Annotated in this window: 20 protein-coding genes; 19 read left to right on the top strand and 1 reads right to left on the bottom strand. The window is 45.3% G+C overall.

The annotated features are described in order from the left end of the window. Nucleotides 1–1,013: 1,013 nt before the first annotated feature. The 17 genes from rplN to rplQ all read left to right on the top strand — a co-directional run bounded on the left by rplN (nt 1,014) and on the right by rplQ (nt 9,480). A complete protein-coding gene (gene rplN / locus EV690_RS01265) occupies nt 1,014–1,382 on the top strand; it encodes a 50S ribosomal protein L14 (protein WP_131911233.1) in 369 nt (122 codons plus the stop codon). A 13-nt stretch (nt 1,383–1,395) separates the two neighbouring features. After that, the gene (gene rplX, locus EV690_RS01270; RefSeq protein ID WP_131911137.1) at nt 1,396–1,713 is read left to right on the top strand and encodes a 50S ribosomal protein L24; all 318 of its coding nucleotides are present in this window, start codon (nt 1,396–1,398) and stop codon (nt 1,711–1,713) included. Between the two features lie 13 nt (nt 1,714–1,726). Next, a complete protein-coding gene (rplE, locus tag EV690_RS01275) occupies nt 1,727–2,266 on the top strand; it encodes a 50S ribosomal protein L5 (protein ID WP_131911138.1) in 540 nt (179 codons plus the stop codon). Nucleotides 2,267–2,279: 13 nt separating this feature from the next. Then, nucleotides 2,280–2,585 (top strand): 30S ribosomal protein S14, encoded by a 306-nt coding sequence (gene rpsN, locus EV690_RS01280; RefSeq protein ID WP_131911139.1) that lies wholly within the window; start codon nt 2,280–2,282, stop codon nt 2,583–2,585. Nucleotides 2,586–2,611: 26 nt separating this feature from the next. Beyond that, nucleotides 2,612–3,004 (top strand): 30S ribosomal protein S8, encoded by a 393-nt coding sequence (rpsH, locus tag EV690_RS01285; RefSeq protein ID WP_131911140.1) that lies wholly within the window; start codon nt 2,612–2,614, stop codon nt 3,002–3,004. Nucleotides 3,005–3,018: 14 nt separating this feature from the next. Beyond that, complete coding sequence (gene rplF, locus EV690_RS01290; RefSeq protein ID WP_131911141.1) at nt 3,019–3,546, top strand: 50S ribosomal protein L6; 528 nt, start codon at nt 3,019–3,021, stop codon at nt 3,544–3,546. Nucleotides 3,547–3,555: 9 nt separating this feature from the next. Next, entirely contained in the window at nt 3,556–3,906 is a 351-nt protein-coding gene (rplR, locus tag EV690_RS01295; protein WP_131911142.1) for a 50S ribosomal protein L18, read from the top strand. A 10-nt stretch (nt 3,907–3,916) separates the two neighbouring features. Further along, nucleotides 3,917–4,417, top strand: a complete 501-nt coding sequence (rpsE, locus tag EV690_RS01300) for a 30S ribosomal protein S5 (RefSeq protein ID WP_131911143.1) — start codon at nt 3,917–3,919, stop codon at nt 4,415–4,417. Between the two features lie 6 nt (nt 4,418–4,423). Then, entirely contained in the window at nt 4,424–4,603 is a 180-nt protein-coding gene (rpmD, locus tag EV690_RS01305) for a 50S ribosomal protein L30 (RefSeq protein ID WP_131911144.1), read from the top strand. 1 nt (nt 4,604) lies between these two features. After that, on the top strand, nt 4,605–5,039 hold the full coding sequence (rplO, locus tag EV690_RS01310; RefSeq protein WP_131911145.1) for a 50S ribosomal protein L15: 435 nt from the start codon (nt 4,605–4,607) through the stop codon (nt 5,037–5,039). A gap of 7 nt (nt 5,040–5,046) precedes the next feature. Next, nucleotides 5,047–6,372, top strand: coding sequence for a preprotein translocase subunit SecY (gene secY / locus EV690_RS01315; RefSeq protein WP_131911146.1), 1,326 nt, complete (start codon nt 5,047–5,049; stop codon nt 6,370–6,372). A gap of 44 nt (nt 6,373–6,416) precedes the next feature. After that, on the top strand, nt 6,417–6,530 hold the full coding sequence (gene rpmJ / locus EV690_RS01320; RefSeq protein WP_131911147.1) for a 50S ribosomal protein L36: 114 nt from the start codon (nt 6,417–6,419) through the stop codon (nt 6,528–6,530). 108 nt (nt 6,531–6,638) lie between these two features. After that, entirely contained in the window at nt 6,639–6,995 is a 357-nt protein-coding gene (gene rpsM, locus EV690_RS01325; protein ID WP_131911148.1) for a 30S ribosomal protein S13, read from the top strand. Nucleotides 6,996–7,006: 11 nt separating this feature from the next. Then, entirely contained in the window at nt 7,007–7,396 is a 390-nt protein-coding gene (gene rpsK, locus EV690_RS01330) for a 30S ribosomal protein S11 (protein ID WP_131911149.1), read from the top strand. A gap of 27 nt (nt 7,397–7,423) precedes the next feature. Beyond that, the gene (gene rpsD, locus EV690_RS01335; RefSeq protein ID WP_131911150.1) at nt 7,424–8,044 is read left to right on the top strand and encodes a 30S ribosomal protein S4; all 621 of its coding nucleotides are present in this window, start codon (nt 7,424–7,426) and stop codon (nt 8,042–8,044) included. A 24-nt stretch (nt 8,045–8,068) separates the two neighbouring features. After that, nucleotides 8,069–9,055 carry a DNA-directed RNA polymerase subunit alpha gene (locus tag EV690_RS01340; RefSeq protein ID WP_131911151.1) on the top strand — a complete coding sequence of 329 codons (987 nt, stop codon included), beginning with the start codon at nt 8,069–8,071 and terminating at the stop codon, nt 9,053–9,055. A 41-nt stretch (nt 9,056–9,096) separates the two neighbouring features. Beyond that, the gene (rplQ, locus tag EV690_RS01345) at nt 9,097–9,480 is read left to right on the top strand and encodes a 50S ribosomal protein L17 (protein ID WP_131911152.1); all 384 of its coding nucleotides are present in this window, start codon (nt 9,097–9,099) and stop codon (nt 9,478–9,480) included. Between the two features lie 55 nt (nt 9,481–9,535). Here rplQ and EV690_RS01350 read toward each other — a convergent pair whose 3' ends face one another. Then, nucleotides 9,536–10,741, bottom strand: a complete 1,206-nt coding sequence (locus EV690_RS01350; RefSeq protein WP_131911153.1) for an HD-GYP domain-containing protein — start codon at nt 10,739–10,741, stop codon at nt 9,536–9,538. Between the two features lie 145 nt (nt 10,742–10,886). Between EV690_RS01350 and EV690_RS01355 the strand changes: the two genes are divergently transcribed. Beyond that, complete coding sequence (locus tag EV690_RS01355; RefSeq protein WP_131911154.1) at nt 10,887–11,822, top strand: homoserine O-succinyltransferase; 936 nt, start codon at nt 10,887–10,889, stop codon at nt 11,820–11,822. A 21-nt stretch (nt 11,823–11,843) separates the two neighbouring features. Beyond that, on the top strand, nt 11,844–15,524 hold the full coding sequence (metH, locus tag EV690_RS01360; protein ID WP_131911155.1) for a methionine synthase: 3,681 nt from the start codon (nt 11,844–11,846) through the stop codon (nt 15,522–15,524). Nucleotides 15,525–15,557: the final 33 nt, after the last annotated feature.

The raw sequence follows: 15,557 nt of genomic DNA on the forward strand, positions 1-15,557 counted from the left end.
TGATAGTGTGGGGTTTCCCCATGTGAAAGTAGGTCACTGCCAGGCTTCGAATTGAGCCCCATCCATTGGATGGGGCTTTTTTTATGGGTGGGATTTTGCCCCTGCTCCGGGGTGCTGTTGATTGACGGGCACTGCCTGGTGTTCCCTCGTGTCTATCTTCTTCGCTTTTCTGCTGTTCTAAAAAATCCCAGTTGTTTTACTCAGGAGATCCCTGTGTGGACCATATGTCTATTGGGTTGGAATGCTAGTTTTTGAAAGTTCAGTGTGTCGCCTTGTTCCGGTTTGAAGTTCATTTTTGGGATGGGGAGCGAGTTAGCTCTTCAAGTCAGGTCGGTTTCAGATAGCAATGACCAGCATGTCCAAACAAATGGTTATTTGCCACATGCTAAGCGCTTAGGGCCATTAGCACGGTCAAGCAGTGTTGTTATCTGAGATACTTAAACTTGTTTTTAATGCTGACAACCATCGCCATAACCGTTTCCATCATATAGGGAGCGAAGTTATAGCAGTGGTTTGCAATAAATAATAATGGTTCGATGCTATAGGTGAGTGACCTATCTCCGGCGGGTTTAGCCTTTCCGAAAGGCGGGTATTTGTGCCAATTCTGCTGGGAATGCTAATTGGTGTGAGTCCATAGTAGTTTTTGCTAACCTTTATCGCCAAAAATGATATAAATATCACTATAAGAACTGAGTCGATTGATTCGATCTGAGGGGCTAACGCTATAATTATTTCACTGATTTAATAATTAATTGATAAGTCGTTGGAATTTTTGACTGATTATGTATATAATCGCGCTCTTTCGTTACCCTATTCATATCCTCCCTTGGTAGCGATATCTCAAACATATTGTTGACTAATGATTGGCTATTTTTTGTATAGGGCTATCATTTGTCTTTTTAGGGTGCTATAATTTCGCGCCCTTTAAATAGGCAGCCATAGACCTTTTAAGGTCAGTTGTAATGTTACAGAGGCATAAATCGCCTCATGTAAAAATTAAGCGGAGCACTGAAATGATCCAGATGCAATCTATGCTTGACGTGGCCGATAATTCCGGCGCACGTAGCGTACAGTGTATTAAGGTCCTGGGTGGCTCGCACCGCCGTTATGCAAACATTGGTGACATCATCAAAGTTGCTGTGAAAGAAGCAATTCCTCGCGGCAAAGTAAAAAAAGGTGATGTTCTCAAGGCTGTGGTAGTGCGGACACGTAAAGGCGTTCGTCGTCCCGACGGTTCTTTAATTCGGTTTGATCGCAATGCAGCGGTTGTTCTGAATAATAATAACCAGCCGATTGGTACTCGTATCTTTGGCCCTGTGACACGTGAACTTCGTAACGATCAGTTCATGAAAATTGTGTCTCTAGCGCCTGAAGTACTGTAAGGAGTAACAAGAGATGGCTAATAAAATTCGTCGTGAAGATGAAGTAGTAGTATTAACCGGTAAAGATAAAGGCAAACGTGGCAAAGTCACTAAAGTCCTTCCTTCTGCCGGAAAAGTTTTTGTCGAAGGCATTAACCTGGTTAAGAAACACCAAAAACCAAACCCTCAAGCGGGTGAGAATGGTGGTATCGTTGAACAGGAAGCTGCAATCGATGTATCTAATGTAGCGATTTACAATGCCGATTCAGGCAAAGCAGATCGCGTTGGTTTCCGATTTGAAGACGGCAAAAAAGTCCGTTTCTTTAAATCTTCTGGTGAACTAGTTAAGTAATTGGAGTAAAACGATGGCGAAACTGCATGATTTGTATAAGGAGTCTGTAGTGCCTGCACTTCTTAAGGAGTACGGCTACAAATCCATCATGCAAGTCCCTCGGATCGAGAAAATCACCCTGAACATGGGTGTAGGTGAAGCGTTAAATGATAAGAAATTGCTAGAGAATGCTGTTGCAGATCTAGCTGCGATTTCTGGTCAAAAACCGCTTGTCACCAAAGCTCGTAAATCCGTTGCGGGCTTCAAAATCCGTGAAGGCTACCCTATTGGTTGTAAAGTAACCCTCCGTGGTGAGCGGATGTGGGAGTTCCTCGAGCGCCTGATTTCGATCGCAATGCCTCGTATTCGTGACTTCCGTGGCGTCAGTACAAAATCTTTTGACGGCCGTGGTAATTACAGTATGGGCGTGCGTGAGCAAATCATCTTCCCGGAAATCGACTATGACAAAGTTGATAAAATTCGTGGTCTAGATGTGACTATCACAACTAGCGCGACATCCGATGAAGAAGGCCGTGCTCTGCTGGCTGCCTTTAACTTCCCATTCCGTAAATAAAAGGGTTAGGGTTATGGCAAAACAATCAATGAAAGCACGTGAAGTGAAACGTGCCAAGCTGGCCGCTAAATATGCTGAAAAGCGTGCGGCTCTAAAAGAGGTCATCTCAAGCGTTAATTCTTCTGATGAAGAACGTTGGGATGCAGTATTGAAACTTCAGGAACTGCCACGTGACTCATCTCGTAGTCGTCAGCGTAATCGCTGTAACATTACAGGTCGTCCACATGGTTTTCTGCGCAAATTCGGTGTGAGCCGTATTAAGCTGCGTGAAGCAGCTATGCGTGGTGAAGTACCTGGTCTTAGAAAAGCCAGCTGGTAAGCCAATCATTCACGGAGTAAGCAATTATGAGCATGCAAGATCCTATTGCGGATATGCTAACCCGCATCCGTAACGGTCAAGCGGCCAATAAAGTATCTGTCAAGATGCCTTCTTCTAAACTGAAAGTGGCAATTGCCAAGGTTTTGAAAGACGAGGGTTACATCACTGACTATGCTGTTTCTGGTGACGTTAAAGCCGAACTAGAAGTCACTCTCAAATATTTTGAGGGTAAAAAAGTTATTGAAACAATTCAACGCGTTAGCCGTCCAGGTCTGCGGATCTATAAAGGCGCTACTGAACTTCCTAGAGTTCTTGGCGGTTTAGGGATTGCAGTTGTTTCTACATCAAAAGGCGTTATGACTGACCGTGCCGCGCGTAAAGCGGGTATGGGCGGTGAAATCGTCTGCTACGTAGCTTAATCGGAGGTATTCATATGTCTCGTGTCGCTAAAGCTCCCGTAGCCATTCCTGCTGGTGTAGAAGTGGTTTTAAATGGCCAGGAGCTGACAATTAAAGGCGCTAAAGGTGCGGTTTCTCGTACTTTGAATGACGCTGTTATCATCACCAAAGAAGAAAATGAACTGACATTTTCTGTTGCTGATGGTGCACCCACTGCGCAGGCTGGTACTGCTCGTGCATTGGCAAACAACATGGTTATCGGTGTTACTGAAGGCTTTGAAAAACGTCTGCAGTTGGTCGGTGTCGGTTATCGTGTTCAAGTTCAAGGCAAAAAATTGAATTTGACTCTTGGTTACTCACATCCAGTAGTTTACGAACTGCCTGAAGAGGTGAGTGCTGAAGCACCTTCTCAAACTGAACTGGTTATCAAAGGTGCTGATAAACAAGTCGTTGGTCAAGTGGCTGCGCACATTCGTCGTTATCGTGAGCCTGAACCTTATAAAGGTAAAGGTGTTCGCTATGCAGACGAACAAGTTCGCCGCAAAGAGGCTAAGAAGAAGTAAGGTAACACTATGGATAAGAAAAGTGCTCGTCTGCGTCGCGCGACTCGCGCACGCAAAGCTATGCAAGAGTTGGGTGCAACTCGCCTGGTGATTCACCGTACTCCGCGCCATATTTATGCGCAGGTTATTTCACCAGATGCTAACGTTGTTGCAACTGCCTCAACTGTTGATAAAGCAGTTCGTGAGGCGTTAACAAAAACCGGTAATGTCGAAGCCGCTAAAGCTGTTGGTAAAGCAATTGCAGAACGCGCTTTAGAAAAAGGCATTACTCAAGTTTCTTTCGATCGCTCTGGTTTCCAGTATCATGGTCGTGTCGCTGCATTAGCAGAGGCTGCGCGTGAAGCTGGCCTTCAGCTCTAAGGGGTGAGTCATGGCTAAATTTGAAACACAAACCGGTGATCTGAACGAGAAGCTAATCGCAGTTAACCGCGTTTCTAAGGTAGTGAAAGGTGGTCGTATCTTTAGCTTTACTGCATTGACTGTAGTAGGCGATGGAAATGGCCGAGTAGGGTTTGGTTACGGTAAAGCAAAAGAAGTTCCAGCTGCTATTCAAAAAGCAATGGAAAAAGCTCGCCGCAATCTACGTGCTGTTAAATTAAACGGTACAACATTGCAGCACCCGATTAAGGGCCGTCATTCTGGTTCTCGGGTATACATGCAGCCAGCATCAGAAGGTACCGGTATTATTGCCGGTGGCGCGATGCGTGCCGTACTGGAAGTCGCAGGCGTACAGAACGTACTGTCTAAAGCTTACGGTTCGACTAACCCGATTAACATCGTCCGTGCAACCATCGACGCTTTAGAGCATATGCATGCTCCTGAAGATGTCGCTGCGAAGCGTGGCCTGAGCGTAGAAGAAATTCTGGGGTAATTGGGCATGGCGAAAATTAAAGTAACACAAACTAAGAGCTCTATCGGTCGTTTGCCAAAACATCGCGCAACTCTGACTGGTTTAGGTCTGCGTCGCATTGGTCACACAGTTGAATTAGAAGATACTCCTTCTGTTCGCGGTATGATTAATAAGGTTTACTACATGGTTAAGGTAGAGGGTGAATAAGATGCGTTTAAATACTCTATCACCAGCTGAAGGTGCTAAACCTTCAGCTAAACGTGTAGGCCGTGGTATCGGTTCTGGCCTGGGTAAAACCGGTGGTCGTGGTCATAAAGGTCAGAAATCTCGTTCTGGCGGCCGCGTACGTGCAGGTTTTGAAGGCGGTCAGATGCCATTGAAACAACGCTTACCAAAATTTGGTTTTACGTCTCGTAAAGCCGCTACCGCAGCTGAAGTTCGTACATCAGAACTGGCTAAAGTAGCGCAAGGCGTGGTAAGTTTGGACACTCTCAAACAATCTGGCGTTATCGCTCGTACAGCCAAAACTGCGAAAATCGTACTTTCTGGCGACGTCACAAAAGCGGTAACTATCCAGGGTGTCGGTGTAACCAAAGGCGCACGTGCTGCTATTGAAGCAGCAGGCGGTAAAATCGAAGGATAGTACGTAAATGGCTAAGAAACCAGGATTACCATCAAAAGGTGGACAAGGCGGGCTGAGCGAGCTAAAGCGACGTTTGTTATTCGTGCTGGGGGCATTGATTGTGTTCCGAGCAGGCTCGTTTATTCCAATTCCTGGGATCGACGCTAATGTACTTGCTGGGTTAATGCAGCAACAAAAAGGGACCATCATTGAAATGTTTAACATGTTCTCTGGTGGTGCCTTAGCTCGAGCCTCAATCTTCGCACTGGGTATTATGCCGTATATTTCGGCATCAATTATTATTCAGTTGCTGACTGTGGTGAATCCAACTTTGGCCGAATTGAAAAAAGAAGGCGAAGCTGGGCGGCGTAAAATTACTCAATATACTCGTTATGGCACGTTAGTGCTGGGCTTGTTCCAATCAATTGGTATCGCTACTGGGTTACCTCGAATGGTGACTGGATTGGTTCATAACCCAAGTATGGCGTTTTATATCACCGCGGTGGTTTGTCTAGTAACAGGAACAATGTTCTTGATGTGGCTAGGTGAGCAAATTACTGAGCGTGGTATTGGTAACGGTATTTCGATCTTGATCTTTGCCGGGATTATTGCTGGGCTTCCGCCTGCAATTGGCCGGACAATCGAACAGGCTCGTTTGGGTGAAATTAATGTCTTGCTGCTATTACTTATCGTTGTCATCGTTTTTGCGGTTACGTTTTTTGTGGTGTTTATGGAACGTGGTCAGCGACGGATTGTCGTGAACTATGCTAAACGCCAACAGGGACGCCGAGTATATGCCGCGCAAAGTTCACATTTGCCATTGAAAGTTAATATGTCAGGTGTGATTCCGGCAATTTTTGCATCAAGTGTCATTTTGTTCCCAGGAACACTGGCGCAATGGTTTGGTCAGCATAAGGGCTTTGGCTTTTTATCTGATATTTCTTTAACATTGCAGCCCGGTCAGCCACTTTATGTGATACTATACGCGGCCGCGATTATCTTTTTCAGTTTCTTCTATACTGCATTGGTGTTTAATCCACGCGAAACAGCGGATAATTTGAAAAAGAGTGGTGCGTTTATTCCGGGTATTCGCCCAGGAGAACAAACCTCGCGTTACATTGATAAGGTGATGACTCGCTTGACACTAGCTGGTGCCTTGTACATCACGTTTATTTGTTTAATTCCACAGTTTATGATGCAGGTGATGAATGTGCAGTTCTACTTCGGTGGTACTTCATTGCTCATTATCGTTGTAGTCATCATGGACTTCATGGCACAGGTTCAGACCCATATGATGAGTCATCAATATGATTCTGTCCTGAAAAAGGCTAATTTGAAAAACTACGGTCGATAAGGTCCGAGTCAATTAAAGTTAGTGAAACTTTTGCGGAGATAGCAATGAAAGTTCGTGCTTCCGTTAAGAAAATCTGCCGTAACTGCAAAATTATCAGACGCAACGGTGTTGTTCGGGTAATTTGCACAGAGCCTAAGCACAAACAGCGTCAAGGCTAATAAGCAGATTTCTAGACATTTTAGATTGCAAATTGGTCATCTGTTGAGTATCCTTACGGGCTTTTCACAGATGGCCTTCGTTTTACGAAATTATAGGAGTGTTCCCTAATGGCCCGTATAGCCGGCATTAACATTCCTGATCAGAAACACGCAGTTATCGCGTTAACTGCTATTTACGGTATCGGCAAGACCCGCGCAAAAGAGATCTGCGCAGCTGCTGGCATCGCTGAAGATGTGAAGATCAGAGAACTAGATGAATCTCAAGTTGAAAAACTGCGTGAGCAGGTAGGTCATTTTACTGTTGAAGGTGATTTACGTCGCGAAGTTTCAATGAATATCAAGCGCCTGATGGACCTCGGTTGTAACCGTGGACTTCGTCATCGTCGTAGTTTGCCCGTTCGTGGTCAGCGCACTAAAACTAATGCGCGTACCCGTAAAGGGCCTCGTAAACCTATTAAGAAATAAGGTGAGGACAAATGGCTAAAACTCCGACTCGCGCTCGTAAACGCGTTAAAAAGCAAGTTGCTGATGGTATGGCTCATATCCATGCTTCATTCAACAATACAATTATTACTATTACCGATCGCCAAGGTAATGCTCTATCTTGGGCAACTGCCGGTGGATCTGGTTTCCGTGGTTCACGTAAGTCTACTCCGTTTGCAGCGCAGGTTGCTGCTGAACGTGCAGCTGAAGCTGCAAAAGACTATGGCCTGAAAAATGTAGAAGTTTTCGTGAATGGCCCGGGTCCAGGTCGTGAGTCATCAATCCGTGCGTTAAACGCGGCAGGTTTCCGCGTCACTAACATTACTGATGTGACTCCAATTCCACATAACGGTTGTCGTCCGCCTAAGAAACGCCGCGTGTAATTCTTGGGATAGACAGGAGATAGAATAATGGCAAGATATTTGGGGCCTAAGCTCAAACTTAGCCGTCGTGAAGGTACTGATCTGTTCTTAAAGAGCGGTGTCCGCGCGGTAGATACTAAGTGTAAGCTTGATTCAGCACCAGGCCAACATGGTGCACGTAAACCACGTCTGTCTGATTACGGTTTACAGCTTCGTGAGAAGCAAAAAGTTCGTCGTATTTATGGTGTATTGGAAAAACAATTCCGTAACTACTATAAAGAAGCGGCACGTTTAAAAGGTAATACTGGTGAAAATCTGCTGACTTTGCTTGAAAGCCGTCTGGATAACGTTGTTTATCGTATCGGTTTTGGCTCAACTCGTGCTGAAGCACGTCAGCTGGTAAGCCATAAAGCGATCCTGGTTAATGGTAAAGTAGTTAACGTACCTTCTTTCCAGGTTTCACCGGAAGATGTTATCAGCGTTCGCGAGAAAGCCAAAAAGCAATCTCGTATCACAGCTGCTCTGGAAATTGCAGGACAGCGTGAAAAACCAACTTGGGTAGAAACTGATGCGACTAAAATGGAAAGCGTTTTCAAACGTATCCCAGAACGCACAGATCTGTCTGCAGACATTAACGAACAGCTGATCGTCGAGCTTTACTCTAAGTAAAGCTAATTTCTAAGAGAGGACACAATGCAGGGTTCTGTAACAGAATTTCTTAAGCCACGGCTAGTTGATATTGAACAACTTAGCCCTACTCATGCAAAAGTGACTTTAGAACCTCTTGAAAGGGGGTTCGGTCATACGCTTGGTAATGCGCTGCGTCGCATTCTGCTTTCATCTATGCCTGGCTGCGCAGTCACCGAGGTTGAGATTGACGGCGTGTTGCATGAGTACAGCAGTAAGGAAGGGGTTCAGGAAGATATTTTAGAAATCTTGTTGAATCTGAAAGGTATTGCTGTGAAGCTCGAAGGTAAAGATGAAGCAATGCTTACTCTTACCAAATCTGGTGCAGGCCCAGTCGTAGCGGGTGATATCGCCCATGATGGTGATGTCGAAATTGCTAATCCAGAACATGTTATCTGTCATTTAAGCAGCAATGCTGAAGTTAACATGCGGATTAAAGTAGAACGGGGTCGCGGTTATATTCCTGCATCAACTCGCGTTCACGCCGAAGACGAAGAACGCCCTATTGGTCGTTTGTTAGTCGACGCAGCTTACAGCCCAGTTGTGCGTATTGCTTATAATGTCGAAGCTGCTCGTGTAGAACAGCGCACTGACTTAGATAAGTTAGTGATCGATATGGAAACCAATGGTACTTTGGATCCTGAAGAAGCGATTCGTCGTTCTGCTACGATCCTGGCCGAGCAACTAGATGCATTTGTTGATTTGCGTGATGTCAGTGAACCCGAAGAGAAAGAGGAAAAACCGGAGTTCGATCCGATCCTGCTACGTCCTGTTGATGATCTGGAATTAACTGTTCGCTCCGCTAACTGCTTAAAAGCAGAAGCGATTCATTATATTGGTGACTTGGTTCAGCGTACCGAAGTTGAGTTGTTAAAAACTCCTAACTTAGGTAAAAAATCTCTTACAGAGATTAAAGATGTTCTGGCAAGTCGTGGATTGTCTCTGGGCATGCGCCTAGAAAACTGGCCACCTGCTAGTATTGCTGAGAAGTAATCAGTCACTGGTCCGATAGTATTATTTAGAAGGATAAGGTCATGCGCCATCGTAAGAGTGGTCGTCAATTGAACCGAAACAGCAGCCACCGTCAAGCTATGTTTCGCAATATGGCCAGTTCATTGGTTCGCCATGAAGTTATCAAAACAACTCTGCCTAAAGCTAAAGAGCTTCGGCGTGTTGTAGAGCCTTTGATTACATTGGCTAAAAACGACAGTGTTGCTAACCGCCGTCTGGCTTTTGCACGTACTCGTGACAAAGAAGTAGTTGGTAAACTGTTCTCAGATTTGGGACCTCGTTTTCAGGCTCGTGCGGGTGGTTATACTCGTATCTTGAAATGTGGTTTCCGAGCTGGTGATAACGCTCCAATGGCTTATATTGAGCTGGTTGATCGCGCAGATTCTCAAGAAGAATCAGCCGAGTAACTACAAAATATTTATCAAGCCGGGCCTTAAGCCCGGCTTTTTTTATGTCTGAAATTTATTTAAGAACTGCGTTGCTAAATGCCTCTGGCATAAAATTGATACGTTGTGCTTTTGGCAGAATTCTTTGGGCTTGGGTTGTATCTCGCTCTGTTAGCACTTGGCTCACTTCAACATCCAAATCCGCCATTGAAAGTACAGGCCGCAGAGGTTGTTCAATAAACTGAACAAACGGGTATAACAGGTAATGTTGGTTGATGGCGACAACCAGCGCAAGTTGTCCATCAGAAAGCCTTAGCAATGTCCCTGGCGGGTAGATCCCTATTTCATTACTTAAGAGCTGAATATAGTTTTTATTCAGTTTGGTCTGATAGTGCTGCGCTAATGCTGTTAGTGCGATGTGGGGGCTTTTAATCGCATCTTGGTTACACAAATTGTCAAAGGTGTTGGTTACATTTAATATCTGGGCGAGTGGATGAATTTGTTCATCAATTAATTTCCCTGGTTCACCGCTACCATCTAAGTACTCATGATGCTGATTAATTATATTCAATAGTTGATGATCATTAATGCCTGCCGCGTTGAGTATCTGGCTAGAGCGCATTGCATGATGCTGTTGCGGATCATCAATCACCAAACAGCCTAAATCGTGAAACAATGCTGCCCGCCCAATGAGCTTAATCTCGTATTCACTACGCATTGCCGATTGCGCTATGAGCATACTCAAGATGGTCACATTTAAGCAATGAGCGCCTAGCTGATTTACTTGCTCATCAGATGGAATGATATGGATAATATGTTCATCTGACTCGTTCAATTTATTCCAGAAGTTATTGACGATTCGTTCTGCTGAACTGCGAATATTATCTAATTTGGGGGGACTCTGATAGAGTTGGTTTAGTTGATCTAAACAGTCAGTATAAAGTGTCTTAGCCTGTTTCAGACTTAGTGTATAGCGTTGTTGGTGGTCAAGTTGCTCCCACTGCGCCAGAGTTTTAGCTTCGCTGGTTAGCCTATCCGTATCAGCCTGAATGGGATGCTCTAGATCTCCCAAGCAGTGACTTGTTGGCGGGAGCGGGGGAGCATCACTTTTAACAGGGTCGATAAAGACATACTTGAGTCCGAGGTTATGTAAAATTGTCAGCTCACTTTGGCTAGTGATCTTAAAATTTGAGCGTAAAAAGGGGTGTTGGTGCCAACTAACCGGCAACTTAACATAGATGCCAATAGCAAGTCGGTTCACAGCTACTTTTATATCACTCATGGTTTTTAGTCGGTTAGCCTGCCTTCTTTTTATATTAGTCAAAAATTTTATGTTGTGGTTTTCACTTGATTAAGGCTGGACTTAACCGGCAAACCATCTAGAATAGGCATCTAGATGTCTAGACTTGTATTTTGGAGTGCTAAAGATGCCCATTCGGATCCCTGATGGACTGCCGGCGGCAGAGGTGTTACGTGGCGAAAATATTTTTGTTATGCCACAAACTCGTGCAATAGCTCAGGAAATTCGTCCTTTAAAGGTTATTTTGTTAAATCTGATGCCCAAAAAGATCGAGACTGAAAATCAGATCCTGCGGTTGCTGTCAAATACGCCATTGCAGATTGATGTCCACTTATTACGTATCGATCACCGAGTGTCTAAAAATACACCTAAGGCGCATATTGATCGCTTCTATCGGGATTTTGATAAGATCCGCCAGAGCAATTTTGACGGGTTGATTATCACTGGTGCGCCATTAGGGCTTACCCCATTTGAAGATGTTTATTATTGGGAGCAGATCTGTGAAATTATTCGCTGGTCCACAACGCATGTGACCTCTTCGTTGTTTTTGTGTTGGGCGGCTCAAGTTGCGTTAAATGTGCTCTATGGAATACCTCGGTATACGCTGGATAATAAACTTTCAGGGGTCTATGAACATCAGAGTGTCGGTGGTCATAGCAAACTATTGCGTGGCTTTGATGACACTTTTTTAGCCCCGCTATCAAGAAATGCTGCTTTTCCTATTCACGCAATTCAGCAATATACCGATTTGGATGTTCTTGCTAAATTACCTGAAAGTGATGAACTCTATTTGGCTGCGAGCCATGATCTGCGCCAAGTATTTGTTACCGGTCATCCTGAATATGATGCCGATACCCTAGCCAATGAATATCGCCGTGATGAATCCGCTGGATTGTCACCTGCTTTACCCCACAATTATTTTCCTAATAATGATGCCAGTTGTGAGCCGCTAGCGACTTGGCGGAGTCACGGTAGTTTGCTCTATAGTAACTGGATTAATTATTGTGTTTATCAGATCACTCCGTATGATTTGAAAGTAATGCATCCCTCTGAAAATGATTAAATCGACCATGTAGGAGTACTCATGGCCAATACCCTTGAGTTGTTAACCGAACAATTACAGCAGCGCATACTGATTCTCGATGGCGCGATGGGAACCATGATTCAGCAGTTGAAACTGAGTGAGTCAGACTATCGTGGCGAACGATTCGCCGATTGGCCATGTGATCTCAAAGGCAATAATGATCTGTTAGTGCTCACCCAAAGTGACAAGATCGCCGATATTCATCGACAGTACCTGCAAAGTGGTGCCGATATCATTGAGACGAATACCTTTAATGCGACGACTATTGCCATGGCTGACTATCAGTTGGAGGCAATATCGTATGAGATCAACTATGAGGCAGCGAAGCTTGCGCGCCAAGTTGCAGATGAAGTGACCGCCAGTGAGCCATCAAAACCGCGATTTGTTGCTGGTGTGCTAGGGCCGACCAACCGCACCTGTTCGATCTCGCCAGACGTCAATGATCCGGGATTTCGCAATGTCCACTTTGATGAGCTGGTGAGTGCCTATGAGGAATCAACGACAGCACTGATCAAAGGTGGCGCAGACCTTATTCTTATCGAAACTATCTTCGATACCCTCAATGCCAAAGCTGCGATTTTTGCTGTGAAATCGGTTTTTGAAACACTTGGATATGAATTGCCTATCCTGATATCGGGAACTATTACCGATGCTTCTGGACGAACGTTATCAGGACAGACAACGGAGGCGTTTTATAATTCGTTACGTCATGCCGAGCCGATAGCGATCGGGCTTAACTGTGCGTTAGGGCCCAAAGAGTTGCGTCAATATGTGCAGGAGCTTTCGCGAATCAGTGAAAGTTTTGTCAGTGCTCATCCTAATGCTGGGTTGCCAAATGCCTTTGGCGAGTATGATCTGAATGCTCAGGATATGGCGCGTGAGATAGAGCAGTGGGCGAAGGATGGTTTTTTAAACATTGTGGGCGGATGCTGCGGTACGACGCCGGAACATATTCGAGCAATGGCGGATGCCGTCGCTGATATTCCTCCTCGACCTTTGCCAAAACTGGCTCATGAATGTCGGCTGTCTGGCTTAGAAGCGCTCAATATCTCGGCTCAGAGTTTGTTTGTTAATGTCGGCGAGCGCAATAACGTGACAGGTTCCGCGTTGTTTAAGCGTCTGATTGTGAATGAGGATTATGACAAGGCATTAGAGGTGGCCGCACTGCAGGTCGAGAATGGCGCTCAGATTATCGACATCAATATGGACGAAGGGATGCTCGATTCTAAAACCGCGATGGTGCGGTTTTTAAATCTGGTTGCGGCTGAGCCCGACATTGCCAAAGTTCCGGTGATGATTGATTCCTCCAAATGGGACATCTTAGAAGCTGGCCTTAAATGTGTGCAGGGCAAACCGATTGTGAACTCTATCTCGCTCAAAGAGGGGAAAGAGAAATTTGTTCATCAGGCTAAATTATTGCGTCGCTATGGTGCCGCTGTCATTGTCATGGCGTTTGATGAGACCGGCCAAGCCGATACGAAAGCACGTAAAGTTGAAATTTGTCGGCGTAGCTATCGCGTATTGGTCGATGAAGTTGGGTTTCCGCCGGAAGATATTATTTTCGACCCCAATATTTTTGCTGTGGCTACGGGGATTGAAGAGCACAATAACTATGCCCTAGATTTTATCGAGGCGGTTAAAGAGATTAAAGCGCAGTTGCCTTATGCCATGATCTCTGGGGGCGTGTCTAATGTTTCGTTCTCATTTCGTGGCAATAATCCTGTTCGGGAGGCTATTCACGCGGTGTTTCTCTACCATGCAATTGCCAATGGCATGGATATGGGGATCGTTAATGCTGGGCAGTTAGCGATTTATGAAGATATCCCCCTTGCTCTTCGACAAAAAGTTGAAGCAGTGATCCTCAATACGCATCCAGGAGCTACCGATGAACTGCTAGAGGTCGCGGAAAGCTATCGGGCAGATGGCCAAGCGAACCAGACTGATGCTAAAGAGTTAGAATGGCGTAGTTTGCCTGTTAGTAAGCGTCTAGAGCATGCGTTAGTCAAAGGTATCACAGAGTTTATTGAAGAGGATACCGAAGCGGCCCGCCAAGAGGCTGAGCGGCCCTTACATGTTATTGAAGGGCCTTTGATGGATGGCATGAACGTCGTGGGGGATCTGTTTGGCGACGGTAAAATGTTTTTGCCTCAGGTAGTGAAATCCGCCCGAGTCATGAAACGAGCAGTTGCGTATCTCAATCCGTTCATTGAAGCTGAAAAATCAGCCGATCAAAAGTCTAACGGTAAAATTGTGATGGCCACGGTCAAAGGTGATGTGCATGATATTGGCAAAAATATTGTTGGTGTCGTGTTGCAGTGTAATAACTTTGAAGTGATTGATCTTGGCGTGATGGTCCCGTGCGAAAAAATCTTGCAAGTAGCCAGAGATGAACAGGCTGATATGATCGGCTTGTCAGGTTTAATTACACCATCGTTAGATGAAATGGTCCATGTGGCCAAAGAGATGGAACGCCAAGGGTTCGATATTCCGTTATTAATCGGGGGGGCAACGACCTCAAAAGCGCATACCGCCGTTAAGATTGAGCAAAATTATTCTCATCCTGTCGTCTATGTGGCAAATGCATCACGTGCTGTGGGAGTCTGCCAGAATTTACTATCGAAAACTCTTAGAGTGGATTTTGTGAAGCGCTTAGCACAAGAATATGAGGTTGTCCGTGAACAACATGCTAGAAAACGGCCTCGTAGTGCGCCAGTTTCATTGCAAAAAGCTCGCGATAACGCATTTGTCACTGACTGGCAAAGTTATCGTCCAAAGGTGCCTAATCAACTTGGCGTTCAAGTATTTGATAGTGTCCCGATTGCAACGTTGCGTAAGTACATCGACTGGACTCCATTTTTTATGACTTGGTCGCTGGCTGGTAAATATCCGCGCATATTAACTGACAAAGTAGTGGGAACTCAGGCTCAAGCGCTTTTTGATGATGCTAATGCGATACTCGATACGCTTCAGATAGATCCTCAAATGAAAGTCCGTGGTGTGCTCGGTTTATTTGCGGCCAATCGTGTCGGGGATGATATTGAGATCTATGCTGATGAGTCGCGCGCTCGAGTGCTGGGGGTCAGCCATCAGCTGCGTCAGCAAAGTGAAAAAGCCAAAGGGTGTAATTATTCACTAGCGGATTTTATTGCGCCCAAAGACTCTGGTGTGGCTGATTATATTGGTGCCTTTGCGGTGACGGGGGGCATTGGTGAGGACGAATGGGCTGATAGCTTTAAGACAACTGGTGATGATTACAACGCTATTATGGTTAAAGCGGTCGCTGATCGTCTTGCTGAAGCGTTTGCTGAATACCTGCATGCTCAAGTGCGCCGCGACCATTGGGGATATAGTCCAGATGAATCCTTAACAAACGATGAATTAATTCGTGAGCGGTATCAGGGGATTCGTCCTGCGCCGGGGTATCCGGCTTGTCCGGAGCATACGGAAAAGCGCTTGATTTGGCAATTGTTGGATGTTGAAAAGCGTATTGGCATGAAACTCACTGATAGTTACGCGATGTGGCCTGGAGCTTCTGTATCAGGTTGGTATTTCAGTCATCCCCAAGCGCGTTATTTTACTGTGGCGAAAATTCAAAGAGATCAACTTGAAGACTATGCTAAGCGTGCTGGAATGACGATTGAAGAAGCTTCGCGATGGCTGGCGCCGAATCTTGATGATTAATAAAAAGAGTGAATGTTCAAAAAAATCGAACAC

This window comes from Celerinatantimonas diazotrophica (assembly GCF_004339545.1).
Taxonomy (GTDB): Bacteria; Pseudomonadota; Gammaproteobacteria; order Enterobacterales; family Celerinatantimonadaceae; genus Celerinatantimonas; species Celerinatantimonas diazotrophica.

What these genes read in the sequence shown, in the direction of transcription:
- rplN (WP_131911233.1), top strand. Translation starts at nt 1,014, where the DNA reads ATGATCCAGATGCAATCTATGCTTGACGTGGCCGATAATTCCGGCGCA.
- rplX (WP_131911137.1), top strand. Translation starts at nt 1,396, where the DNA reads ATGGCTAATAAAATTCGTCGTGAAGATGAAGTAGTAGTATTAACCGGT.
- rplE (WP_131911138.1), top strand. Translation starts at nt 1,727, where the DNA reads ATGGCGAAACTGCATGATTTGTATAAGGAGTCTGTAGTGCCTGCACTT.
- rpsN (WP_131911139.1), top strand. Translation starts at nt 2,280, where the DNA reads ATGGCAAAACAATCAATGAAAGCACGTGAAGTGAAACGTGCCAAGCTG.
- rpsH (WP_131911140.1), top strand. Translation starts at nt 2,612, where the DNA reads ATGAGCATGCAAGATCCTATTGCGGATATGCTAACCCGCATCCGTAAC.
- rplF (WP_131911141.1), top strand. Translation starts at nt 3,019, where the DNA reads ATGTCTCGTGTCGCTAAAGCTCCCGTAGCCATTCCTGCTGGTGTAGAA.
- rplR (WP_131911142.1), top strand. Translation starts at nt 3,556, where the DNA reads ATGGATAAGAAAAGTGCTCGTCTGCGTCGCGCGACTCGCGCACGCAAA.
- rpsE (WP_131911143.1), top strand. Translation starts at nt 3,917, where the DNA reads ATGGCTAAATTTGAAACACAAACCGGTGATCTGAACGAGAAGCTAATC.
- rpmD (WP_131911144.1), top strand. Translation starts at nt 4,424, where the DNA reads ATGGCGAAAATTAAAGTAACACAAACTAAGAGCTCTATCGGTCGTTTG.
- rplO (WP_131911145.1), top strand. Translation starts at nt 4,605, where the DNA reads ATGCGTTTAAATACTCTATCACCAGCTGAAGGTGCTAAACCTTCAGCT.
- secY (WP_131911146.1), top strand. Translation starts at nt 5,047, where the DNA reads ATGGCTAAGAAACCAGGATTACCATCAAAAGGTGGACAAGGCGGGCTG.
- rpmJ (WP_131911147.1), top strand. Translation starts at nt 6,417, where the DNA reads ATGAAAGTTCGTGCTTCCGTTAAGAAAATCTGCCGTAACTGCAAAATT.
- rpsM (WP_131911148.1), top strand. Translation starts at nt 6,639, where the DNA reads ATGGCCCGTATAGCCGGCATTAACATTCCTGATCAGAAACACGCAGTT.
- rpsK (WP_131911149.1), top strand. Translation starts at nt 7,007, where the DNA reads ATGGCTAAAACTCCGACTCGCGCTCGTAAACGCGTTAAAAAGCAAGTT.
- rpsD (WP_131911150.1), top strand. Translation starts at nt 7,424, where the DNA reads ATGGCAAGATATTTGGGGCCTAAGCTCAAACTTAGCCGTCGTGAAGGT.
- EV690_RS01340 (WP_131911151.1), top strand. Translation starts at nt 8,069, where the DNA reads ATGCAGGGTTCTGTAACAGAATTTCTTAAGCCACGGCTAGTTGATATT.
- rplQ (WP_131911152.1), top strand. Translation starts at nt 9,097, where the DNA reads ATGCGCCATCGTAAGAGTGGTCGTCAATTGAACCGAAACAGCAGCCAC.
- EV690_RS01350 (WP_131911153.1), bottom strand. Translation starts at nt 10,741, where the DNA reads ATGAGTGATATAAAAGTAGCTGTGAACCGACTTGCTATTGGCATCTAT.
- EV690_RS01355 (WP_131911154.1), top strand. Translation starts at nt 10,887, where the DNA reads ATGCCCATTCGGATCCCTGATGGACTGCCGGCGGCAGAGGTGTTACGT.
- metH (WP_131911155.1), top strand. Translation starts at nt 11,844, where the DNA reads ATGGCCAATACCCTTGAGTTGTTAACCGAACAATTACAGCAGCGCATA.